The organism is Phreatobacter sp. AB_2022a (assembly GCF_026847585.1).
Taxonomy (GTDB): Bacteria; Pseudomonadota; Alphaproteobacteria; order Rhizobiales; family Phreatobacteraceae; genus Phreatobacter.
The window spans coordinates 100,762-123,019 of the sequence record NZ_JAPSET010000006.1 but is presented as its reverse complement, the minus strand read 5'-3'; the positions used below and the strand labels follow the sequence as shown (position 1 = coordinate 123,019).

At 68.2% G+C, this 22,258-nt stretch carries 18 protein-coding genes; 13 read left to right on the top strand and 5 right to left on the bottom strand.

Annotated features, from left to right (window positions below; translation table 11 throughout):
* The first annotated feature begins 90 nt into the window (after positions 1–90).
* The 5 genes from OZ671_RS06530 to OZ671_RS06510 all read left to right on the top strand — a co-directional run bounded on the left by OZ671_RS06530 (position 91) and on the right by OZ671_RS06510 (position 8,597).
* Positions 91–1,212, top strand: a complete 1,122-nt coding sequence (locus OZ671_RS06530; RefSeq protein WP_268859986.1) for a Ppx/GppA phosphatase family protein — start codon at positions 91–93, stop codon at positions 1,210–1,212.
* Entirely contained in the window at positions 1,209–1,916 is a 708-nt protein-coding gene (locus tag OZ671_RS06525; RefSeq protein WP_268859985.1) for an RlmE family RNA methyltransferase, read from the top strand. Before OZ671_RS06530 ends, OZ671_RS06525 begins: the two co-directional genes overlap by 4 nt.
* Before the next feature lie 649 nt (positions 1,917–2,565).
* Positions 2,566–7,638 carry an autotransporter outer membrane beta-barrel domain-containing protein gene (locus OZ671_RS06520; protein ID WP_268859984.1) on the top strand — a complete coding sequence of 1,691 codons (5,073 nt, stop codon included), beginning with the start codon at positions 2,566–2,568 and terminating at the stop codon, positions 7,636–7,638.
* Between the two features lie 3 nt (positions 7,639–7,641).
* Complete coding sequence (locus OZ671_RS31945; RefSeq protein WP_328286343.1) at positions 7,642–7,917, top strand: putative hemolysin; 276 nt, start codon at positions 7,642–7,644, stop codon at positions 7,915–7,917.
* A gap of 146 nt (positions 7,918–8,063) precedes the next feature.
* Entirely contained in the window at positions 8,064–8,597 is a 534-nt protein-coding gene (locus OZ671_RS06510; protein ID WP_268859983.1) for a retropepsin-like aspartic protease family protein, read from the top strand.
* A 15-nt stretch (positions 8,598–8,612) separates the two neighbouring features.
* On the opposite strand, the gene OZ671_RS06505 is transcribed toward OZ671_RS06510, so the two are convergent.
* The gene (locus OZ671_RS06505) at positions 8,613–9,596 is read right to left on the bottom strand and encodes a succinylglutamate desuccinylase/aspartoacylase domain-containing protein (RefSeq protein WP_268859982.1); all 984 of its coding nucleotides are present in this window, start codon (positions 9,594–9,596) and stop codon (positions 8,613–8,615) included.
* Positions 9,597–9,779: 183 nt separating this feature from the next.
* On the opposite strand from OZ671_RS06505, the gene OZ671_RS06500 reads away from it, so the two are divergent.
* From OZ671_RS06500 to OZ671_RS06490, 3 genes are all read left to right on the top strand, one after another.
* Positions 9,780–10,892: a mechanosensitive ion channel family protein gene (locus OZ671_RS06500; RefSeq protein WP_268859981.1), complete on the top strand. Its 1,113-nt coding sequence runs from the start codon at positions 9,780–9,782 to the stop codon at positions 10,890–10,892.
* 95 nt (positions 10,893–10,987) lie between these two features.
* Entirely contained in the window at positions 10,988–11,725 is a 738-nt protein-coding gene (locus tag OZ671_RS06495) for an acetoacetate decarboxylase (protein ID WP_268859980.1), read from the top strand.
* 32 nt (positions 11,726–11,757) lie between these two features.
* Complete coding sequence (locus tag OZ671_RS06490) at positions 11,758–12,510, top strand: acetoacetate decarboxylase (RefSeq protein ID WP_268859979.1); 753 nt, start codon at positions 11,758–11,760, stop codon at positions 12,508–12,510.
* Between the two features lie 230 nt (positions 12,511–12,740).
* On the opposite strand, the gene OZ671_RS06485 is transcribed toward OZ671_RS06490, so the two are convergent.
* Entirely contained in the window at positions 12,741–13,571 is an 831-nt protein-coding gene (locus OZ671_RS06485) for a helix-turn-helix domain-containing protein (RefSeq protein ID WP_268859978.1), read from the bottom strand.
* A 196-nt stretch (positions 13,572–13,767) separates the two neighbouring features.
* On the opposite strand from OZ671_RS06485, the gene OZ671_RS06480 reads away from it, so the two are divergent.
* The 4 genes from OZ671_RS06480 (at position 13,768) to OZ671_RS06465 (ending at position 16,621) form a co-directional block, all read left to right on the top strand.
* A complete protein-coding gene (locus OZ671_RS06480) occupies positions 13,768–14,100 on the top strand; it encodes an NIPSNAP family protein (RefSeq protein WP_268859977.1) in 333 nt (110 codons plus the stop codon).
* Positions 14,097–14,756 (top strand): hypothetical protein, encoded by a 660-nt coding sequence (locus tag OZ671_RS06475; protein ID WP_268859976.1) that lies wholly within the window; start codon positions 14,097–14,099, stop codon positions 14,754–14,756. Before OZ671_RS06480 ends, OZ671_RS06475 begins: the two co-directional genes overlap by 4 nt.
* An 86-nt stretch (positions 14,757–14,842) precedes the next feature.
* Positions 14,843–15,814, top strand: a complete 972-nt coding sequence (locus tag OZ671_RS06470) for a Bug family tripartite tricarboxylate transporter substrate binding protein (protein ID WP_268859975.1) — start codon at positions 14,843–14,845, stop codon at positions 15,812–15,814.
* Positions 15,815–16,315: 501 nt separating this feature from the next.
* Positions 16,316–16,621 (top strand): hypothetical protein, encoded by a 306-nt coding sequence (locus OZ671_RS06465; RefSeq protein WP_268859974.1) that lies wholly within the window; start codon positions 16,316–16,318, stop codon positions 16,619–16,621.
* Here OZ671_RS06465 and otsB read toward each other — a convergent pair.
* Positions 16,595–17,404 (bottom strand): trehalose-phosphatase, encoded by an 810-nt coding sequence (otsB, locus tag OZ671_RS06460; RefSeq protein WP_268859973.1) that lies wholly within the window; start codon positions 17,402–17,404, stop codon positions 16,595–16,597. The two genes, OZ671_RS06465 and otsB, sit on opposite strands and share 27 nt — an antisense overlap.
* Before the next feature lie 229 nt (positions 17,405–17,633).
* Positions 17,634–18,539: a transglutaminase-like domain-containing protein gene (locus tag OZ671_RS06455; RefSeq protein ID WP_268859972.1), complete on the bottom strand. Its 906-nt coding sequence runs from the start codon at positions 18,537–18,539 to the stop codon at positions 17,634–17,636.
* Between the two features lie 283 nt (positions 18,540–18,822).
* On the opposite strand from OZ671_RS06455, the gene OZ671_RS06450 reads away from it, so the two are divergent.
* Positions 18,823–20,565, top strand: a complete 1,743-nt coding sequence (locus OZ671_RS06450; RefSeq protein WP_268859971.1) for an ABC transporter ATP-binding protein/permease — start codon at positions 18,823–18,825, stop codon at positions 20,563–20,565.
* 9 nt (positions 20,566–20,574) lie between these two features.
* On the opposite strand, the gene OZ671_RS06445 is transcribed toward OZ671_RS06450, so the two are convergent.
* Positions 20,575–22,242, bottom strand: coding sequence for a sensor histidine kinase (locus OZ671_RS06445; RefSeq protein WP_268859970.1), 1,668 nt, complete (start codon positions 22,240–22,242; stop codon positions 20,575–20,577).
* Positions 22,243–22,258: the final 16 nt, after the last annotated feature.

Sequence of the window (22,258 nt, the reverse complement as noted above, 5' to 3'; positions counted from 1 at the left end):
GGCTGCTACACTCACGCCCAACTGAACAGCATCAATCGCCCGATCCGTCGAGCGCTTCGGCGTTCCGGAACCGGCGGTGGAAAGGTTGCCATGGCCCACGAACCGCAGAATGGCGGTTCGCCGGGGGAATCGGGCGTGCAGCCGGCGGCGCCAGCCGCGGCTGCGCGCGGTGGGTCTTTGGCCGAGTCCGGCCGCCCGCCGCGGCGGCTCTATGCTGCGCTCGATCTCGGAACGAACAATTGCCGCCTTCTGGTGGCCAAGCCCGAAGGGGCGAGCTTCCGGGTGGTCGATGCCTTCTCGCGCATCGTCCGCCTGGGCGAGGGCCTTGCTCAGACCGGCCGGCTCAGCGAAGCGGCCATGGACCGCGCCGTCGAGGCGCTGAAGGTCTGCCGGGCCAAGCTGCAGGACAGGCAGGTGACGCGGGCGCGGCTGATCGCGACCGAAGCCTGCCGAGCGGCTGAGAACGGCGCCATCTTCATCGACCGCGTCCGGCAGGAGACCGGCCTCAGGCTCGAAATCGTCGATCGCCAGACCGAGGCCCATCTGGCCGCACAGGGCTGCGCGCCGCTCGCCGACCCGCGCGCCCGCGGCGTCATTCTGTTCGACATCGGCGGCGGCTCCTCCGAGCTCGTCTGGCTGCTGCCGCGCGGGCCCGGCCGCTCCGGCGGGCCGCCGAGCGCCGACATCCTCGGCTGGACCTCGCTGCCGGTGGGGGTCGTGACCCTGGCCGAGCGTCACGGCGGGCAGCGCGTCACGCGCGAAAGCTTCGCGCGCATGGTCGACGAGGTCGCCGACATGGTGGCCTGTTTCGCCCATCGCGAGGCGATCCGCGGCCAGTTGCAGCACCTGCACATGCTGGGCACGTCGGGCACGGTCACGACGCTGGCCGGCGTCCATCTCGGCCTCGTCAAATATGACCGCCGCCGCGTCGACGGCGCCTGGCTGGCGGCGGGCGAGGTCGACATCATCCTGCAGCAGCTCCTGGATATGAGCTACGAGCAGCGGATCGGCCATCCCTGCATCGGCGCCGAGCGCGCCGACCTGGTGCTGGCCGGCTGCGCGATCCTGGAGGGCATGCGCCGCCACTTCCCGTGCGAGCGCCTGCGGGTGGCCGACCGGGGCCTGCGCGAGGGCATTCTGGTCGGCCTGATGCGCGCTGACGGCGTCTGGCGGCGGCCTTTCTACAGAAATCACGACGGAGACCGGCGATGAGCGCCAGATCGGGCGGTGGTGGCCGCGAGCTGACGGTCAGGCTGAAGACCGCCAAGAAGCGCACCACCAGCCAGCAGCGCTGGCTGGAGCGGCAGCTCAACGACCCCTATGTGGCGCGCGCCAAGCGCGACGGCTGGCGCTCGCGCGCCGCCTACAAGTTGATCGAGATCGACGACAAGGTGCGGCTCCTCAAGCCGGGGCAGCGGATCGTCGATCTCGGCGCCGCGCCCGGCGGCTGGCTGCAGGTGGCGGCCAAACGCATCGGCCTCGAGAAAGGGCAGGGCAAGATCGTCGGCATCGACCTGCTCGCCATCGACCCCGTGCCGGGCGTTGCCTTCATCCAGGGCGATTTCACCGCCGAGGACGCGCCGGACCGGCTGAAGGAACTGCTCGGCGGCGAAGCCGATGTCGTCCTCTCGGACATGGCCGCCAATGCCACCGGCCACAAGCAGACCGACCACCTGAAGATCGTCTATCTCGCCGAACTCGCCATCGATTTCGCCCGGCAGGTGCTGGCGCCCGGCGGCCATTTCCTGTGCAAGGTGCTGCAGGGCGGCACCGAAGGGCAGCTGCTGGCCGACCTGAAGCGCGATTTCACGACCGTCAAGCACATCAAGCCGCAGGCGAGCCGGGCCGATTCGAGCGAGCTCTACGTGCTCGCCATGGGCTATCGTGGCCTGCCAGCCGCCGGCTCGGGCGCCTGACGGCCTGAACAGGCGCTTTGCTCCGCGTATCTGCTCGGCGATGAGGCGCGCCTTGCGCGGTCCTCCGCCTTCGGCCGGCGCAAGCCTGGCTGGATCGTCGATCGGAGCCGCCCCGGCTGCGTCGAGCAGGGCTGCCGCTCGGCCCGCGCTGCGGGCATGCGATGCCGGCGGCGCCACATCCCGGCCTTATCCCGCGCCGGTGGCGGCCGGCATCCGGCATCGGCGGCCGCGTGATCACGCCGCAGGGCCGGCGTGACGGCCGAGCACGGTTGATCTTCTTCACCGAACCGCGCCGCCTGCGACAGCAGCGGCGCCGTCCCGCCCCGGGGGCGCTCGCCCGGCGGCTGCACGCCATGCGCGGCGAGCCCTCCGGCGGGCTGCCACTGAAGAACGCGAGCGGATGCTCCCCAGGGACAACGCCCACGAGTGCGACGAGCGCCAAGCGGCGGGACGTCCAGCTCATACACACGGTGTGTCTCGGCGGACACGGCTGCCAGCGGACATCGGGCCCGTTCTAGCCAAATCACTTTGACTAAAATAATTTCCCGCGGGTCGGATCAGGATACCGCTTGTATTTCTTATGATACCGCCAATCGGTTGCAATCCGACGATTGCATAGAATGACGTTATCTTACGTTGGGGAATTATCATGCGTCATATCAGGGCCAGGCTGACCTCGTCGACGGCACTTTTGGGCGTCATGGCAGCACTCGCGCCGGCGGGCCTGCTCCTTCCCTCGGCGGCCTTCGCCAACTGCGTCACGAGCGGCGCTGCGACGACCTGCGGCACGACGGCGCCGAACCCCTATACGAGCCGCGTCGGCACGGGGCAGGCCGACAACGGCCGCACGGTCGACGTCAATGCCGGCGCGACCATCGCGACGGTCAACACCAATGCCATCAGCCTCGGCAACAATGCGACCATCACGATCGGCGGCACCGTCCGTACGACGTCGAGCGGCGGCGTCGGAACCGCTGGCACCGGCAACAATACGGTCGAGTTCCGCAGCAACAGCACGCTGACCATCCTGCCGGGCGGCAGCATCATCGCCGACGGCAGTTCGGGCAATTCCGAGGCCATCAATCCGACGGGCTTCGGCAACACCATCATCAATCGCGGATTGATCCAGGCGACCAACAGCGCCGCGATCTGGTTCGAGGATCAGGTCACCGGCGCGCGCAACACGGTCGACAATTACGGCACGATCGAGCGTGTCGGGGGCGGGGCCGTCATGGGCAGCGGCGTCGGCGCCGGCATCGTCTTCTACAACCGCACGGGTGGACGGATTCTCGGCAATCTCTCCTTCGGCGCCGGCAATGATGACCTGATCTTCGAGGCCGGCTCGACCGCCAGCGGCAGCATCAACGGCGGGGCCGGCACAAACAATCTGACGCTGCAGGGCGCCGCCGGCTCCAGCGACACCTTGCCCGGCAGCATCACCAATTTCTCCACCCTGACCAAGGAGGGGGAAGGCCGCTGGACGGTGTCGGGCAGCCTGTCGGGCTTCACCATCGTCACGGTGAAGCACGGTGTGCTGGCGCTTACCGGCAACAATGCCGGCTATACCGGCAATCTCATCATCGATCCGGCCGGCACGCTGGAAGCGCGCGCGCAAAGCCTGCCGACCAAGGCAGGCGGCGCCGCGACCAATATCGACAACGTGCAGAACAACGGCCTTCTGCGGTTCACGCAAGGTGACGACGGCACCTATATCGGCCAGATCACCGGTACCGGTTCGGTCGTGAAGCTCGGCGGCGGCGTCCTGACGCTGGCCCCGGTGGCGGCAGCCGGCAATACCTTCTCGGGCGGCCTGTCGCTCAACGAGGGCGTCGTCGCGGTCGGCGCCGACAGCGCGCTCGGCGCGGCCACCGGCAGCCTCACCTTCAACGGCGGTACGCTGCGCCTCACCTCCAGCTTCGATATCGGCGCGGCCCGCGCGATCACACTGAATGCGCCGGGCGGAACGATCGACGTCCAGACTGGGCTGACGTCGACGCTCAGCCAGGCCATGACCGGGGCAGGGGCCTTCACCAAGGCGGGCGCCGGCACGCTGATCCTCACGGCGGCGAACGGCTATACCGGCGGCACGACGATTTCCGGCGGCACGCTGCAGCTGGGCAATGGCGGCACCACCGGCTCGGTCATCGGTGACATCACCAACAATGCTGCGCTCGCCTTCAACCGATCCGACAATGTCACCTTCGGCAATGTCATTTCGGGTTCCGGGAGGGTCGACCAGATCGGTCCCGGCACCACAACCTTCACCAATGCCAACACCTATACGGGTGGCACGACCATATCCGGCGGCGCTCTCGCGCTCGGCAATGGCGGCACCTCGGGTTCGATCGTCGGCAATGTCGTCAACAATGCCTCGCTGATCTTCAACCGTTCCGACGCCATCACCTTCGGCGGCGTCATTTCCGGCTCCGGCACGGTGCGCCAGATTGGCACCGGCATCACCACGCTGACCGGCAGCAACAGCTATGCCGGCGCGACGTCAGTCGAAGCCGGCACGCTGATCGTCAACGGCAATCAGAGCGCGGCGACCGGCCCGACGACGGTCCAGAGCGGCGCGACCATCGGCGGCACCGGCACGATCGGCGGCGGCGTGTCGATCGCTGGCGGCGGTGCGCTGGCGCCCGGCAATGTCGGCGTCGTACCCGGCGAGCTCACCATTCGCGGCAGCCTGACGCTGCAGCCGACCTCCGAGCTCCACTACAATTTCGGTCGCGCGAACGTGCCGGGCGGCCCGTTCAACGACCTGACGACCGTCGCCGGCGACCTCAACCTGTCGGGGCGGCTCAATGTCAACCTGACGCCGGGCGGCTCGTTCGATCCGGGCGTCTACCGCATCATCAACTACGGCGGGACGCTCACCGACAATACGCTGACCATCGCGTCGCTGCCGCCGGGCACGCCGCCCGGAACGTTCTTCGTCCAGACCTCGGTCGCCAACCAGGTCAATCTCGTCAACACGGCCGGCCTGACGCTGAACTTCTGGGACGGCAATGGGGGCCCGAAGAATGACGGCGCGGTCAATGGCGGCAACGGCGTCTGGCAGAATGCCGGCGCCCTGGACAACTGGACGACCGTCAGCGGAACGCCGAACGCGCCCTGGGCGCCCGCTGCCTTCGCCGTATTCATGGCCGCGCCGGGCACCGTGACGGTCGACAACGGCATCAACTCCGCCAGTCCCGTCGCCGCCGTCGGCATGCAGTTCGCCAGCGACGGATATGTCATCCAGGGTGGCACGCTGACGCTGGTCGGCGCGCCGGATTCGATCATCAAGGTCGGCGACGGTACCGCGGCCGGCGCCGGCTATACCGCGACGATCGACGCGGTGCTGGCCGGCAGCACGCGGGTGGTCAAGACCGATCTCGGCACGCTGGTCCTCAACGCCGACAATACCTACACCGGCGGCACGGCGATTTTCGGTGGCGTGCTGCAGATCGCGCGCGACGCCAATCTCGGCACTTCCGCCGGCGGCCTCGCCATCGACGACGGCACGCTGCGCACCACTGCGAGCTTCACGCTGAGCCGCGCCACCCTGCTCGGCGGCAGCGGCGGCACGGTCGAGACGCTCGCGGCCACCACGCTGACCCATGACGGCGTGGTGTCGGGACCCGGCGCGCTGACCAAGACCGGCGACGGCACGCTGGTGCTGGCCGGCACCAATACCTATTCCGGCGGCACCTTCATCCGTGCCGGCGTGCTGCAGGTCGCGAGCGATGCCAATCTCGGCGCGGCCTCGGGTGGCGTGACCATCGATGGCGCGACGCTGCGGACCACGGCGAGCTTTGCGACCGGCCGGGCCACGACGCTCGAAGCGGGGGGCGGCACGATCGAGACGGCGGCGGGTACGACGCTGACCCAGGCCGGGGTCATCGCCGGGCCGGGCGCGCTGACCAAGGCGGGCGACGGCACGCTGGCGCTCGCGAATGCCAACACCTATGCCGGCGGCACGACGATCGCGGCCGGCATCCTGCAGCTCGGCGTCGGCGGGACGACCGGCAGCATCGTCGGCGACGTCGCCAACGCGGGCACGCTCGCCTTCAACCGCTCGGATGCCTTCACCTTTGCCGGCACGATCTCAGGTGCCGGCACAGTGCGCCAGATCGGACCCGGCACGACCACGCTCACCGCGGTGGGTGCCTATAGCGGCCCTACCATCGTCGAGGCGGGCACGCTCGCACCGGGCGCGGCCGGCATCCTGAGCGCCGCCTCGGCCTTTTCGGTCCTGCCGGCCGGCACGCTCGCCCTCAACGGCTTCGACCAGCGAGTCGCGGCGCTCTCCAATGCGGGTCTCGTCAGCCTCGGCGGCGCGCCGGGCACGACGCTGACCGTGACGGGCGACTATGCCGGCGCGGGCGGCACATTGCGGCTCAACACGCATCTCGCCGGCGACGCCTCGCCGACCGACCGCCTGGTGGTTGCGGGCGACACGTCCGGCGCCACGATGCTCGCCGTCGTCAACCGGGGCGGCATCGGCGCGCCGACCGTCGAAGGCATCAAGGTCATCGACGTCGCCGGCGCGTCCAACGGCACCTTCGCGCTTGTCGGTGACTACATGTTCATGGGCGCTCCGACCCTCATCGCGGGCGCCTACGGTTATCAGCTGCACAAGGGCGGCGTGTCGACGCCCGGCGACGGCGACTGGTACCTGCGTTCGACGCTGCTGCCGACGCCTCCCCAGCCGCCCGAGCCGCCTCCGCCACCTAAGCCTATCTATCAGCCGGGTGTGCCGCTCTACGAGGCCTATGCCCAGGCGCTGTCGCAGCTCAATGGCCTGCCGACCCTGCAGCAGCGCGTCGGAAACCGGACCTGGAGCGGTGGCGAGACCACGGTTTCGCCGGCGGGCGAGGGTTGGGCGGCCTTCGACCGGCAGGGCCTGTGGGGCCGTATCGAAGGTGCGCACAACCGCTTCTCGCCAGCCGCCTCGACCAGTGGCACCGGCTTCACCTCCAATCTCTGGCGCGCCCAGATCGGCCTCGACGGCCGGCTGGTGGAGGCCAATGCCGGCAGCCTCATTGCGGGCGTCACCGCGCATTACGGCGAGATCTCCGCTCAGGTCGCCTCGCTGTTCGGCAATGGCTGGATCAGGTCCCAGGGCTATGGCTTCGGCGGCACGCTGACCTGGTACGGCCAGAACGGCTTCTATGTGGACGCGCAGGCGCAGGCCACCTGGTTCGACAGCAAGCTGACCTCGGACACGCTGAGCCGCGTGATGAATCCGGGCCGCAATGGCGGCTTCGGTTATGCGCTCGGCGTCGAGGCGGGGCGGCGTTTCGCCATCGGACCGCAGCTTGGCCTGACGCCCCAGGCCCAGCTCGTCTATTCCGCGGTCCGGTTCGACCGCTTCGCCGATCCGTTCGGCGCCCAGGTCTCGCTCGACCGCGGCGAAAGCCTGCGCGGTCGTTTCGGCCTCGCCGTGGATTTCGAACAGAGCTGGCGCGATGCCTCCGGCAGCCTGTCGCGCTCACGGGTCTACGGCATCGCCAATCTCACCTACGAGTTCCTCGGCGGCATGCGCACCGACGTGTCGGGAGCCAGGCTGATCAGCGCCGGCGAACGGCTGATGGGCGGCATCGGCGTGGGCGGCACCTATAGCTGGGGCAACGGCCGCTATGCGCTCTATGGCGAGGGCACCGTCGATACCAGCCTCAACCGTTTCGGCGACAGCTACGCGATCCGTGGTACGGTGGGGCTCCGCTACACTTGGTGAGGCATGACGGCGATGAAACCGGCAGCAATCCGGCCGATACGGCGCGTTGGGCTGGCTGCGGGCTTGGCCGCGGGCCTTGCGGCACTGGCGGCCTGCATGCCCGCCGGCGGCAGCGAGAGGCCGCGGCCGAGCATGGCCAACCCGGCTTCGGTCCATTGCATCGAGCGGGGCGGGCGACTCATTGCCGTCCGCACGCCACAGGGGGATCGGAACGACTGCCTGCTGCCCAGTGGCGAACGCATCGACGAATGGGCGCTGTTCCAGCGCGACCGCCGGTGAGGCGCGGGTCAAGGCAGCGGCCCTGACCCGTCTGCTGCATCCGTCCTCAGCGTTCGTTCACCCTGTCCGAGAATGCAGCTCAGGGTTTACCGGCCGGCAGGCGGTTCGCGGATAAGCTTCATCACCGCGTCCGGAGCCCCAATGCCATGCTGCCTCGGGCCTTCTACTGGTTGATGCTGCCCGTCGGCGTCGTGGCCATCGCCAAGCCGGATATCTATGCCGTGCTGATGGCGCAGATGGTCCGCCAGCCGGCGCCTGCCGCCGTCGCCCAGCAGCCGCGATCGGCGCAGGCCGCAACTCCTGCGCCTTACGGCCCGCGCCGGGTGATTGCCGACCGCGACGGCCATTACCGGGTCAGGGCGAGAGTCGGCGGTCGCACCTTCGATGCGATGGTCGATACCGGTGCGAGCGTCGTCGCGCTCAATTGGCAGACCGCGCTCGACCTCAACCTGATCCATCCCGGCGATCAAATGGACGTGGTCATGCAGACGGCCTCCGGCCGCGCCTATGGCCGGCGGGTGACGATCCCGCGGCTCGAAGTGGAGGGGCTGGCGGTCGCTTCCGTGCCGGCCGTGGTCATGCCGGCCGGCACCTTGTCGACGAACCTGCTCGGCATGAGTTACCTGTCGCGTCTGCGCCGGTTCGAATTCGCGCAGAACAGCCTCGTGCTCGAACAATGACCGATCGGCGCGGCGTCAGATGGCGCGCCGGCTCGTCACGCCGAAATGGCAGATGCCTTCGCCGGGTTTTGCGCCGGGATGTGGGAAGATGATGAAGCCGTCGGACGGGGCATGGACCGCCTCGCCGCTGGCGCGGCGAGCGATGACCGTGCCAGCCACGACCGGATCGCCGGTCCGCCAGCGGCCCTCGAGCCGGTCGCCTGCCGCCTCGCAGACGACGATGTCGACGATATGGATGACCGTCTGTTCCGGCCGCGGCGCCGGCGTATCGTCCGTCAGACCGAGATGGGCGAAGGTGTTGACGATCGCCCGGTAGCCAACCTCGATCGCCGCCGGATCGTCATGGGTGCCGCATTCCAGCGTGACGCCGTAGCCGCCCTGGAAGCGGATATATTCGGTGGTCCCATAGCCTTCCGCGATCGATCCGGGCGGAAACCCTAAGCGATTGCGGATGGCGATGAGCCGTTCGTAGTTTTCGAGCCAGCCGTGGATCGCGACGCGCGTGCCGAGCGCGGCCGCGAGCGCGCCTTCCGCCGCCGCATGGCGGAACGGGCGAAGCGCGGCGGAGCCTTCCTCGGGGCCGAAAAAGGTGAAGGGTTCGCCTTCACTGCGGAACGAGTGGATGTCCAGCAGGACGTCGTGGCGGCGCAGCAGGTCGCACAGGCGGTTGCCGATGCGGTCCTCGTAGTCCGCCGGGACCGGCTTTTCCGCCAGGCTGCGGTTGAGATTGCGGTCACCTTCGCGGCTGCGCTGCCAATAGGCCTTGGGATTGGCGACCGGCACGAAGGTAACCGCGCCGCGGCGGATCAGCAGCTCGCCCGCGCGGCACGCGGCGATGGCGCGCTCGATCGCCCGCGGCCCGCACACTTCGTTGCCGTGCACCGCGCCGAGCACGAGGAGGTCTGGTCCGGCATCCAGGCCGGCGAAGCGCAGGCTTTCGAGCGGGCCTTCGGTCGCGACCCGGTAGGCCGCGTCGTCGGTCGGCGATGGATGGTTCACGGGCTATGATCCTGAGCGATGGTCCGATGGCGTTGTCGGCCGGCGGAGCCCGCCGGGCAAGTGGCAAAAAGCCGGACCAGACCTGCGGCGTGCGGCCCCGCGAATGAACCCGACGGCGCGCGGGCTGTTGTTTCCGCGGGCACCGCCGCGGCGCCTGCCCGCCGATCGCTTCATGAGGGCTTCATGGTCAGTTACCGCCAGCTCGTCGACCATCTCCACTTTGCGCCGGCCTGGGCAATCAGCCTCGCCCTGCTCGGCGCCACCATTCTCGTGGCGGTCCTGCTGCATCGCTTCGCCTTTCGCCTCGCGACGCGTCTCGTCCGGGGCCGCGATCTGTTCTGGCGCTCGCTCGTTTCGCGCAACCGGCGGCCGCTGCGCCTGGCTTTCGTGGTTGCCGGCCTCCTGCTCGTTCAGCCTTTGCTGCCGCTGACGCCGGAACAGGCGGCGCTGTTCCGGCAGGGCATCGCCCTGGCTTCCATCGTCCTGGTCGCCTGGGCTGCCTATACGGCACTGCATATCTGGACGGTGGTCTATCTCCGGCGCTTCACGCTGGATTCGACCGACAATCTCGCCGCCCGCAAACACGTCACCCAGACCCATATCCTGCGCCGCGTCGCCACCAGCCTGATCGTGGCCCTCGCGGTCTCGGCCTGCCTGATGACCTTCGACAGCGTCCGGCAGTATGGCGTCAGCCTGCTGGCCTCGGCCGGCGCGGCGGGCATCATTGCCGGTCTTGCGCTGCAGCCGGTGCTCAAGAACATCTTCGCCGGCATCCAGCTTGCCATCACCCAGCCGATCCGCATCGACGACGCGCTGCTGGTCGAGGGTGAATGGGGCAGGGTGGAGGAGATCACCTCGACCTATGTGGTGGTCAAGATCTGGGATCTGCGCCGGCTCATCCTGCCGCTCAGCTATTTCATCGAGAAGCCGTTTCAGAACTGGACGCGCGAGGAGGCGACGCTGATCGGCACGGTCATGATCAATCTCGACTATACCGCGCCGATTTCGGCGATCCGCGCCAAGGTGGGCGAGATCGTCGCCGCTTCTCCGCTCTGGGACAGGCGTGTGGTCAACGTCCAGGTGACCGATTTCGGCACGACCACGCTGCAGGTGCGCATTCTCGCGACCGCCTCCGATTCCGGGCGCGCCTTCGACCTGCGCTGCGACATCCGCGAGCAACTCATCGCCTTCCTGCAGGCCGAGCATCCCTACTGCCTGCCGCGCCAGCGGATGGAGCTCGAGGACCGGCGCACCGAGCGGCCGTCCTGGGCGGGGCGGGCGGACACCGCCTCGTGATGTGACATCGGCCTGTCGCGGGCGGCGTCATAGATCTCTGGCGCGGGCAATGCCGAACCGACCCGCGCCGCCGATCCATGCGCCGAGGTGATCTCATGAAGGCTGAGGATATCAGAGCATCCGCATTCGCCATGCCACTGCACCGGCCTTCGTTTCCGCCCGGGCCATACCATTTCGTCGACCGAGAATATCTCGTCGTCAGCTACCGCACCGACCTCGAAAGGCTGCGGCGGATCGTACCGCGGCCGCTCGAATTGACCGATGCGACAGTGCGCATCGAGTTCGTGCGCATGCCCGATTCCACCGGCTTCGGCGCCTATAGCGGCGCGGCCCAGGTCATTCCCGTGCGGCTGGGTGGCGAGAGCGGCAATTATGTCAGGCTGATGTTTCTCGACACCCACCCGCCGATCTCGGGCGGCCGCGAGCTCTGGGGATTCCCGCAGAAGCTCGCCGGGCCGAAGCTTGCCGTCGAGCACGACACGCTGGTCGGCACGCTCGATTTCGGCCGTATCCGCGTCGCCACCGGCAGCATGGGCTACAAGCACGCGGAGGCCGACCTGGCCGCGGTCGAGGCGGCCTTCGTCGAGCCGAGCTTCCTTCTCAAGGTCATTCCGCATGTCGATGGCCGCCCGCGCATCTGCGAACTGGTGCGCGTCACCAAGAGCGGCGTGCGTCTGAAGGGGGCCTGGAGCGGGCCTGCCGCGCTGCGCCTCGGCCCGCATGCGCTGGCGCCGCTCACGGACCTGCCCGTCGCGGGCGACGTGGCGGGCCTGCACCTCGTCGCCGACTACACGCTCGATCTCGGCACGGTCGTCCACGACTACCTCGCCTGAGCCTGCTGACATCAGACCAAGGATGCCTCGAGATGGAACCTGCCGAGATCGTCGCCAACGCCTATGCCATGCCCCTGGAAAACCCGTCCTTCCCGCCCGGGCCCTACCGTTTTGTCGATCGGGAATTCCTGATCATCACCTATCGCACCAGCCGCGAGGCCCTCGAGCGGGTCGTGCCCGAACCGCTCGAAATCGTCGAACCGATCGTCAAATACGAGTTCATTCGCATGCCGGATTCCACGGGCTTCGGCGACTATACGGAATCCGGGCAGGTCATTCCGGTGCGGTTTCCGGACGGCAAGGGCGGCCACCAGTCCGGCGGCTATGTCCATGCCATGTTTCTTGACGACGATCCGCCGATCTCGGGCGGGCGCGAGCTCTGGGGTTTTCCGAAGAAGCTCGCCGCGCCGAGCCTGCGGGTCGAGCGGGACACGCTGGTCGGCACGCTCGATTTCGGCCCTGCACGGATCGCCACGGGCACGATGGGCTACAAGCACCGCCGTCTTGCCGACGAGACCGCCCTGCACGCGCTGCGCGAGCCCGGCTTCCTGCTGAAGATCGTGCCCCATGTCGACGGCCGTCCCCGGATCTGCGAACTGGTGCGCTATTATCTGAAGGACCTGAACCTCAAGGGCGCCTGGACCGGCCCGGCTGCGCTGGAACTCAGCCCGCATGCCCTGGCGCCCGTCGCCGATCTGCCGGTGCTGGAGGTGCTCTCCGGCACGCATATCATTGCAGACCTGACCCTCGACCTCGGCGAGGTGGTCCACGACTATCTCGCCTAGGGCCTCGTCGCCGGATCTGGCGGGCCGCGCGGCCAGCGGGGAGGGCGCGGGGGCAACGCGCTCCCTGGGCCGCCGCGCCCGGCCGTCGTTCGTTCCAGCCCATGTTTCTTCGCTCTGGCTTCATGGGCGCGCGGATCGCGCCGGCCATGTGGAAGCGCGGAGGCCGTGCGCGCGGCCTTGGTTCGGGCGCTGCCGGCGCCTCCGGGGCGATCGGCCGTCGAGACGGGGCATCACCCGTCCGAAGGCGCCAAATTCGCCACGCGGCGGTATTCGCGCGGCCCAAAGCCGATCCTGTTCTTGAAGAAGCGCGAGAAATGTCCGGGCGTCGAGAAGCCGAGATCAAGAGAAATGTCGCTGGCGGGCCGATTGGTGCCGATCAGCTGCTCGATCGCGTATTCCACGCGCAGCGTGTCGTTGTAGACGCCGGGCGTCATCCCCATGCCGGCGCTGAACTGGGCAAAAAAACGTGACCGGGAGAGGCCGACCGACTGCGCGAGACTGTCGAGGTCCTGCGGTTTTGCCGGCTCCGCCCGCATCAGGCTGGCGGCCTTGCGGATGCGGTGATCGACCGCCCTGGCCCGGAGCGGGGTGAGATCAGCGGCCGAACTGGCGGAGAGCACCCGTTGGAGCAGTTCCAGGATATCCGCCTCCAGCTTTTCCTCTCCGGCCGGCATCGTGGCATCGGCAATGGTCGCGGCGATCTTGGCGACCAGGGTCCGCATGTGCGCATCGACCGTCGCCGACCGGCAATTGAACGGCCGCCGCGCCACGAAGCCGCCTCCGCGCGCGAGCCAGCCCGCTTCCAGATAGAGTGCCAGGATGGTGATGGGAGGATCGTTGATGTCACGCCAGTTGGCGTGCGGCACCCAGGGATTGATCAGCACCATTTCGTCATCGGTGATGGGGCAGAGCGTTCCGTCGACCTCGTAGGCGCCGTCCTTGCCATCGACCTTGATGAGCGCATGCACATGGGGATGGGCATGCAGGTGAACGGGCTGGTTGGTCTGGAACAGCGTCACGCGGCCGAACAGGCCCTGATGGACACCGATCACGCCGGTCATGCTTCCTCCTTGGCCTCGTCGCTTGCTGCGAGGCCTTTGCGGCATCATCCACAAAATGGGACGAAAAGGTAAGTTGCCGGACCCGGTGGTAAGCCGCAAAGGCGGGCCACCTTTATGATCCCTGGTGAATGGAGCGGGCTTTCTTTTGGACGGGAAGGCCTCCCGTGCCGCTGCCGAACCCGGGATTTCGCACCTCATGATCGTCGAGGAACGCATCTACACGCTGATGGCCGGCAAGGTGGCCGACTATCTCAAGACTTACGAGAGCGAAGGTCTGGCCATCCAGAAGGCCATTCTTGGCACGATGGTCGGCTATTTCTCGACCGAGTTCGGCCCGCTCAATCAGATCGTGCATCTGTGGGCCTATCGCGACCTGGCCGACCGCGAGATCCGCCGCCGCCGGCTGGCCGCGGATCCCGGCTGGCAGGCCTATGTCGCGAAGATCCGTCCTTGGATGGTCGGCCAGGAGAACAAGCTCCTGATGCCGGCCGCCTTTTCGCCGAAACTGATCGACGGGGACGCCGCATGACCGCGCCTGCCTGGGAACTGAGGCTCGTCGAGGACGTCATCGGCGCCGGAGCGCGGCTGTCGTTGCCGGACGATCGTGTCCATCGCGTCTGCTATGTCGTTCACGGAGCGATCGAAGCTGCGGGCGGGGAATTGCATGACGACCAGGCGATCCTTCTGTCCGGTCCTGCGCAGGTGACGGCGGCGGCGGCCGGTGCGACGGTCTGGCGCTACGAACTCGCGCCCGAGCCGGCTCCGCTCGTCGCGCTGGCAGCCGAAGCGGGCATCACGCGCGAGAAGCTGCGCCGGCGCATCGTCTGGCCGGTCGCCGACGAGGTCCTGATCCGGGCCGACAGCGTCTCCTTCCCGCCCGGGGGCTGCGCCTATCTGCACACGCATCAAGGACCTGGCATCCGCTGTCTGATCGAGGGCGGCATCCGCATCGACACGGCGGGCCATTCCGCGAGTTTCGGCGCCGGCACTCCATGGTTCGAAAGCGGCCCCGAGCCGGTCTTCGCTCAGGCGGCGCGCGACCGTGCCAGCCGCTTCATTCGCGTCATGGTGCTGCCGGCGGCACTCCTGGGCCGCAGCTCGATCGCCTATGTCAACGCCGAGGATCGCGAGAAGCCGAAGGCTCAGGTCTACAAGGGCTATGTCGACCAGGTCATCCGCGCCTGACGGCAGCGTCCGCAAGTTCCGGACCGTCAGGTCATCGTGAAGCAGCCTGAAGACTGCAGCCAAGAAAACGGAATGGAGGGATCGCAATGACCATTCATCGCAGAGCCGCACTTGCCATGCTGGGCGCCGGCCTTGCCGGCCCGGGCCTGGCGCAGGGCCCCTATCCCGATCGCCCCATCCGCGTCATCGTGCCCTTCGCCGCCGGCAGCGCGTCGGATATTGTCGGACGCATCGTGCTCGAGACGATGGCGGATGATCTCGGCCACCGCTTCGTGGTGGAGAATCAGGCCGGCGCCAGTGGAAATCTCGGGACGGCCGCTGTCGCCCGTGCCGAGCCGGACGGCTATACGATCCTCGTTTCCGCTTCCGGGCCGCTGGCGGTCAATCAATCGCTGTTTCCCAGGATCGGCTATGATCCGCTGGTCGATTTCGAGCCGATCTCGCTGATCGCCACGCTGCCGAACATCATCGTCGTCAATGCCGACCAACCGCTGCGATCGGTGGCCGATCTGATCGAAGCGGCGAGGAAGGAGCCGGGCAAGCTGAACTATGGCAGCATCGGCAACGGCAGTTCGCAACACCTCGCCGCCGCCTATTTCGAGCAGGTCACCGGAACGCGCATGGCGCATGTTCCCTACCGGGTGACGGGACAGCTCGTGAGCGACCTGGTCGGCGGCCAGCTGCAGGTCTCCTTCCAGCTCATCCCCAATGTGCTCGGGCAGATCCAGGGCGGCCAGCTGCGTCCCCTCGCGGTCACCGCAAACAAGCGGTCCGAGGTGCTGCCGCAGGTGCCGACGGTCGCGGAGGTGGGCCTTGCCGGCTACGAGGCCTATGGCTGGTTCGCCATGCTCGCGCCGAAAAACACACCGGCGCCGATCATCGCGCGGCTGCACGTCGCCTATCTGAAGGCGATGTCCAATCCCGCGACCGGCCGCAGGATCGTCGAGGTCGGCGCCGAGCCGGCCACGTCGACGCCGGCGGAACTGCGCCTGTTCATGCAGGCCGAGGCCACAAAATGGGGCAACATCATTCGCGCCAACGGCATCAAGCCCAACTAGGACGCGGCAGCGCCGAAGCGGCGCGCCACCGCGTCCGAGGCACGGCCGGCGAGGGTGAAGCGGCCGACCATTCCGGCCGAATCCTCACAAAACCCTGTCCAGACATCGCCATATTCGCCCCCGCCGCGACGGCAGGCCGCAGACACGACTTTGTGATCGCAATGTCCTCCGGATATCAAAGGGTTGGCGTGCTCTCCCGACGGGGCCGCGGGCGCGCGAGCGCATGTCCTTGCCACCAAGATGCCTGAGCAGGGCCATGGCCGGGCCACGGCCGGCGGCCCGCAAGCTGGAACATTGGCGCCAGGGATGCGTTAATGCCGAGATCCTCCCGGGTTCGGACCAGCTCGGGTTTCGGGATCGCCAGGGGCATGTCAGATGACCGACGACGAACCATGGATGAGGCCTTATGTCCTGTCCATTACCGGACTTTTTATAGAGGAAGGCTTTGCGCGTCTCGCCGAAGCCCTCGGTCGCCGGGATCCGGCGGCGGCCGATGCGACCTTGGCCCGCTTCGAGGACATGATCGAGCGCGAGATTGCCGGGATCGGCGAAGGCGAGGATATTCCGCCGCCGGTCCTCGCGGGCCTGCGTGACCACGTGCGCACGCGCATGGCGGCGACGCTTGCCAAGGCGCGCCAACGGCTCGGCGATGCGCTGCCGCGGGGCGGACCGGGCAAGGAGACCGTCAAGGACGCGATCAGGCCCGTGGAGACCCGCAGCGATCCGCGGTCCCAGCTGATCCCCAATGGCGTGCCGCTGCCGTGGCCGAGCGCCGCACAGCTACCGCCGCGCGCCGGCAATGCCTGAAAGCCAAGCCCTGACCGCGGTGGGATTGGCGAAATGGGCGCCGTCCGCGGCGAAATGTTCGCCGGCGACCTGAAGCCCGAAGCCGCCGGCCGCCTCCGCCACGACGAAGGCGTCTTCGTCCGCGCGGTCGTCGCCGATCATCACCGGGATGCGGCCGGCAAAGGGCGGGCGCCGCAGGATGGTCTCCAGCGCCGTGGCCTTGGACGTACCGTCTGGGATCACCTCGATCACCGCGCGGCCTTCCTTGAGGTGATGGCGCAGGTCTAGCTCGGTAAGGAGATGGGCGAGAGCGTTCATCAGTGTCGCGGCCGCGCTCGGGTTGCGGCGGAAATGCACCGCCAGGATCGGGCCCTTATATTCCAGCCGCACGCCCGGGTGGTCCGCCGCGAGCGCCACGGCGCGGGCGAGCAGGGCGGGCGCGACCGCGTCGGCCGAGGAGCCGGCCGGCGCGGCCCTGTCGAAGCTGAATTCGAGGCCGTGGAGCCCCGAGCCGGGCAGCCAGGCAGGGGCGATCATGTGCTGGACGTCGGCGATATGGCGGCCGGTGACGACGGCGACCGCACCCCCGAGGAACTGCTGCAGACGGGAGAGATCGGCGGCGAGTTGCGGGGGCGGCACGACCTCCTCGGGCGTGTCGGCGATATCGGCCAGCGTTCCGTCGAAATCGAAAAAAATGGCGAAGTCGGACGGTTTTCGGCCGATCTGCTGCGCAAGAACCGCCGGCAGCTCATGCGGGCTGAGCGGTTCCGGCAGGGGCAGATGGTCGAGGGAGGCAAAGGGCATGAGCGGATCGATCCGGGCTTGGCGCCGCGCCCGCCGCGCCGATTGGATCGCGAGCTCGTGGAGCGCATGTGACTGTCGCGGCTCGCCGGCAGGGCGGCCGTATCGGGCACATTGAAAACTCCACTCGTCATCAAAGGGTTGCCACCGGCCTTTCGATTCTAACATTTGCCCGCGTGCTCAACAGCAGCTGAACGTTCGCCCTGGTGCATCGCCGCGCCGGTGCGCGGGTTCAGCCGTCGGTGCGGCGCCTGCGCGAGGCTGTTTCGGCGGCGTGGGCGCGGCGATCTTCCGGGCTGACGGGGAAGCGCTGACCGCGGATCTCCTCGGCGGTCACCTCGAGCCGGGTCGCCACCGCCGTGGCGCCGGTATCGACGACCGGCACGTCGGCGGCATCCCGGCCGAAGCCGACGGGAATGCGGCCGATGCGCGGTACGTTGTGACGCGCATCGAAAGTGTACCAATGGCCGTCGAGAAAGGCTTCGAACCAGGCGTGAAAGGGCATCGGCCCAGGCATGGCGCTCGCGCCGATCTCGGGCAGGTAGCCGGTGACGTAACGTGCGGGGATGCCGAATGCGCGGCAGAGGGCGATGGCGACATGGGCGAAGTCGCGCGCCACCCCGACCCGCTCGTGAAAGGCCTCCGCGGCGGTCCGGCCCTCGCGGGCATAGCGTTCGCCGAAGCCGAGCCGCCGGTGCACCATGTCGGTGATGGCCTGGACGCGCCGCCACCCCGGTGCCGTGGCGGCGACCAGATGCCGAACCTCCGGGGCGAGCGGCGCGCCGTCGCAGAAACGGCTGGCTTCGAGGAAGGGCAGCACGTCGGCGGGCAGGGCGTCGCGCGGCGTCTCGCCGGCGGCCGGCGCCGTCGTATCGGGAAAGCCAGGGTCGAAGATCACGCCGCCGCCGGTGAGTGACAGGCCGCCGGCGGGAACGACAAGGTCGCGGCGCAGATTGCCGAAGCGGTCGACCTGGATCGTCTGCGGGATCGGAACCGCCGGATCGCGGAGGGCTGTCGCGACGAGGTCGTCGGCCTGCGTGAGGTCGTGGCGACGGTTCGGATGAATGTCGACCATCACCGCGGCCGGCGTCGAGGCCTCGGTGACCACCTCCAGTCGAAAACCATAGCGGATATGCATTGCGCGCTCCGGCGGCGAGTCATCGATGGGCCGCGACGACATTCTACAGCATGACGGCGCCGCATGGCCGCACGCAGGCCAAAAAATGACCCCGCGCGACCTGGATGGCCGGCCCGCATGGCCTCGGGGGAACCCCGGCGTCATGCCGGACGTTGACCCTGCACTCGCGTCGGGGGCGGCTGCGACATACGGCCAACCGGTGGTGTTGATGACGGAGAACGGCGACCCTCAATGGGCCGAAACGCCATCGGGCAGACGAAGGCGAGCTTTCGAATTCTTCCGCATGGCGCTGGGTTTCTGGCGCGGCCGCACGCGGCTCAGGGCCTGGGCGCTGACGGTGCTGGTGCTGGTGTTCGTGGCCGCGCAGCTCGGCGCGCTGGTCGGCCTCAATGCCTGGCAGAGACTGTTCTTCGACGCCCTCGATCAGAAATCCGGGGCCGAGGTCCTGACCGCAATCTCCTGGGTTCCGATCATCGTCGCCGGCTATGCTTTGTCCCTGTCCGGTGTCGTCGTGGCCCGCATGCTGCTGCAGGTCAGCTGGCGGCGATGGCTGACCCTGCACCTTGCCGGCTGGTGGATCGCCGACCAGCGCTATTACCGCATGACGCTGGTCGACGAGGAGCAGACCGCGCCGGAATTCCGCATTGCCGAGGATGTGCGCCTCGCGATCGAGCCGCTGGTCGAATTCGCCCTGGGCCTGATCACCGCGACGGTGACGGCGATCACCTTCGCCGCCATTCTCTGGCAGGTCGCGGGCTCGATCAGCGTGCCGGTCGGCGGCACCGTGATCGTCATTCCCTTCTACATGGCGATCGCCGCGATTCTCTATGCGGTGATCGCTTCGCTCAGCGCCTACCTGACCGGACGGCCGCTGGTGCGGCGGGTGGCGGACAAGAATCAGATGGAGGCCGAGTTCCGCGCCGAGATGACGCGGCTGCGCGAGCACGCCGAGAGCATCGCGCTGATCCGCGGTGACGACGACGAGCGCGCCTCCGTCCACGACAACTATCGCCGGCTGTTCTCGGCCTGGCTTGCGATCATCCGGCAGCAGGGCGTGATCGCACTCGTGCTCAACAGCAATGGCGCGCTGTTCCCGATCATCCCGCTCTTGCTGGTGGCGCCGAAATATCTCTCGGGCGAGCTGTCGCTTGGCGCGGTCATGCAGGTCGCCGCCGCCTTCAGCGCCGTGCAATCGGCGCTCATCTGGTTCGTCGACAATTTCGTGCGCCTGGCCGAATGGTACGCCTCGCTGACCCGTGTCGATGAGCTGGTGGAGGCTCTCGAAGACCTCGACATGGGCTCGATCATGGCCGGCGAGGGCGAGATCGAGCTCGGCATCAGCCCGGACAAGGCCATCCATATCGAAAACCTCTCGTTGGCCCACCGCAATGGCCGCGTGGTCATCGCCGATGCCTCCGTGGTCATCGCGAAGGGCGAGAAGGTGCTGATCACCGGCGCCAGCGGCACCGGCAAGAGCACGCTGATCCGCGCGCTGGCCGGGCTCTGGCCGTGGGGCTCCGGCTCGATCACCGTGCCGCCGGGCCAGATCATCGCCTTCGTGCCGCAGAAACCCTACATTCCCGTCGCGCCGCTGCGCGAGGTCATGCTCTATCCCCATGCCGATCGCCGTATCGACGATGCGGTGATCCTCGCCGCGATGAAGCGATGCGGCCTCGGCTATCTCGGCAAACATCTCGACGACGACGAGGACGGCTGGGACCGGACCTTGTCGGGCGGCGAGCGCCAGCGCATCGCTTTTGCGCGGCTGGTGATCCACAAACCCGACATCATCGTCATGGATGAGGCGACCTCTGCCCTCGACGAGGACAGCCAGGCCGACCTGCTGCAATTGCTGCGCGAGGATCTCGCCGAGGCGACGGTGATCAGCGTCGGCCACCGGCCGGGTCTCGAAGCCTTTCACGACCGCAAGATCGTCCTGGAGCGGCAGGAGGCTGGCGCGCGGCTTACCGCCGAGCCGGCGACCAGCGCCCTGTGGCGCATGCTGCGGCTGGGGACCGGCGGCTGACCGAACGTTTCAGGTCGCAACCTGCCAGGTGCCGAGCTCGGCGGCGGCGGCCGGGATCGGCTGGGTCGCCTGGATTTGCATGGCGAGGCCGGCCAGCATTTTCGGCTGCGGACCGAGCGCCACCTCCCGATCGGCGGAGAGTTTCAGCTCAAACACGCGTTCGAGTGCCGAAGGCTCCGGCAGGTCGACCACGGTGGCGGACACCCTGACGTTGGACAGCGTCCAAAGGCAGTGCGAGACCACCTCGACGACGAGCAGGCCGAGCGGAATGACCCGGTCGATCGGCAGGCTCGCCTGTGAGCTGATCTGCCCCTCGACGGTCTGGCCGGGCCGGGTCAGCAGCCGCGATATGGTCGCCAGGACCTCGTCGAGAAAAGCATCGACGCGCACGGCATGCATTTCGCCCTCGGCGAGGGCGAAGCGATAGGCGATGGCCAGGACCTGCACGCGGCATTCGGCTTCCGCCAGCGCGGCGCTGGCTTCGGCGGACTGGTTGCGTTTCGACAGCGACAAATAGCTCTGCACGATCTGCAGGCTGTTCTTCACCCGGTGATGCAGCTCGCGAACCAGCAGCCGATTCCGGTCTAGTGCCGTTTGCAGCGCCTGCTGGCGCTGTTCCTGGGCATCGACCATGTCGTTGAAGGCGACCGCCACGCTCTTGATGTCGGTCGGCATCTCGTCGGCCACCAGGGCACGCGCGGTGAACGCGGTGGAGCTGCGCTCCTCGCGCCGCGCCGCGGTCTCGATGCCGCGCAGCCAGCGCAGGATGTGATTGTGGATCGCGTGCAGATAGACCGCGCAGAGCAGGGCGAGCGTCGCCAGCGGAATGATCAGCAGCGCCAGGAACTGGGTCTGCGCGGCCAGCGTCGCCGTCTGGTCGAAGCTGGCCAGCACGTAGAGGTCCGGTTCGGCGATCCGCTGCACCGTATAGGAACGCTCGGTGCCGTCACGGCTGGTCGCATTGAATCGGGCGCCGCTCTGGCTGTCGGTTTCCTCCGGCAGCCAGCCGTTGTTCCGCTTGTCGGCGCCGCGCACGACCAGCACCTGATCGCCACGTCCGACGAGGCCGACGATCGTGCCGGAAGCCAGCGCGCCGAGATCGAAGGCGCGGTCGAGGGCGGCGGTGTCGGTGACGTAGAGCGCCTCCCAGCCGATACCCGAGGCGCCGGTGCCGGTCGCATGAATGGCGAGAAAATGCTCGTCGCCGAAATCGACATAGTCGTAGCGCGCGGTCACCGAGGTGGCATCGGGCGGATCCTGCACGACCGGCTGGGAGGTCAAGGTCGCGGCCATGCCGTCGAGCGCCGCCGCGGTCAGTGCGGGATTGCGCGAGGCGAGGCATGACGTGCCGTCGGCGAACCGCAGGCGCAGCGCCTGGTAGTTCTGCGTTCCCGCCAGGACCTGCCGGTCGAAGCCGCCGCATTGCGCGCCGCTTGCGCCTGCCGCCTCGACCCCAGCGACCGTCGCGATCAGGCTCCGCAGCGAGCCGTCGTACCAGATGCGCGTGCGCACCGCATAGTTTGCCGCCGCCTCCAGCTGACGGTTCTCGATCGAGCCGAGAACCGTGCGGTAGGTGGTCGCGGCCGCAATGGCCGCCAGCAGGGCCATGGGGATCGCGATCAGCACCAGCAGCCCGATCAGGCGGCCACGGACGGTCTGGAATTGCGACAGGTTCATCTGCGGCGGGTTTCGT

Excerpts from the sequence above, each read along its gene's own strand:
- OZ671_RS06530 (WP_268859986.1), top strand. The coding sequence starts at position 91 with ATGGCCCACGAACCGCAGAATGGCGGTTCGCCGGGGGAATCGGGCGTG.
- OZ671_RS06525 (WP_268859985.1), top strand. The coding sequence starts at position 1,209 with ATGAGCGCCAGATCGGGCGGTGGTGGCCGCGAGCTGACGGTCAGGCTG.
- OZ671_RS06520 (WP_268859984.1), top strand. The coding sequence starts at position 2,566 with ATGCGTCATATCAGGGCCAGGCTGACCTCGTCGACGGCACTTTTGGGC.
- OZ671_RS31945 (WP_328286343.1), top strand. The coding sequence starts at position 7,642 with ATGACGGCGATGAAACCGGCAGCAATCCGGCCGATACGGCGCGTTGGG.
- OZ671_RS06510 (WP_268859983.1), top strand. The coding sequence starts at position 8,064 with ATGCTGCCTCGGGCCTTCTACTGGTTGATGCTGCCCGTCGGCGTCGTG.
- OZ671_RS06500 (WP_268859981.1), top strand. The coding sequence starts at position 9,780 with ATGGTCAGTTACCGCCAGCTCGTCGACCATCTCCACTTTGCGCCGGCC.
- OZ671_RS06495 (WP_268859980.1), top strand. The coding sequence starts at position 10,988 with ATGAAGGCTGAGGATATCAGAGCATCCGCATTCGCCATGCCACTGCAC.
- OZ671_RS06490 (WP_268859979.1), top strand. The coding sequence starts at position 11,758 with ATGGAACCTGCCGAGATCGTCGCCAACGCCTATGCCATGCCCCTGGAA.
- OZ671_RS06485 (WP_268859978.1), bottom strand. The coding sequence starts at position 13,571 with ATGACCGGCGTGATCGGTGTCCATCAGGGCCTGTTCGGCCGCGTGACG.
- OZ671_RS06480 (WP_268859977.1), top strand. The coding sequence starts at position 13,768 with ATGATCGTCGAGGAACGCATCTACACGCTGATGGCCGGCAAGGTGGCC.
- OZ671_RS06475 (WP_268859976.1), top strand. The coding sequence starts at position 14,097 with ATGACCGCGCCTGCCTGGGAACTGAGGCTCGTCGAGGACGTCATCGGC.
- OZ671_RS06470 (WP_268859975.1), top strand. The coding sequence starts at position 14,843 with ATGACCATTCATCGCAGAGCCGCACTTGCCATGCTGGGCGCCGGCCTT.
- otsB (WP_268859973.1), bottom strand. The coding sequence starts at position 17,404 with ATGCCCTTTGCCTCCCTCGACCATCTGCCCCTGCCGGAACCGCTCAGC.
- OZ671_RS06455 (WP_268859972.1), bottom strand. The coding sequence starts at position 18,539 with ATGCATATCCGCTATGGTTTTCGACTGGAGGTGGTCACCGAGGCCTCG.
- OZ671_RS06450 (WP_268859971.1), top strand. The coding sequence starts at position 18,823 with ATGGCGCTGGGTTTCTGGCGCGGCCGCACGCGGCTCAGGGCCTGGGCG.
- OZ671_RS06445 (WP_268859970.1), bottom strand. The coding sequence starts at position 22,242 with ATGAACCTGTCGCAATTCCAGACCGTCCGTGGCCGCCTGATCGGGCTG.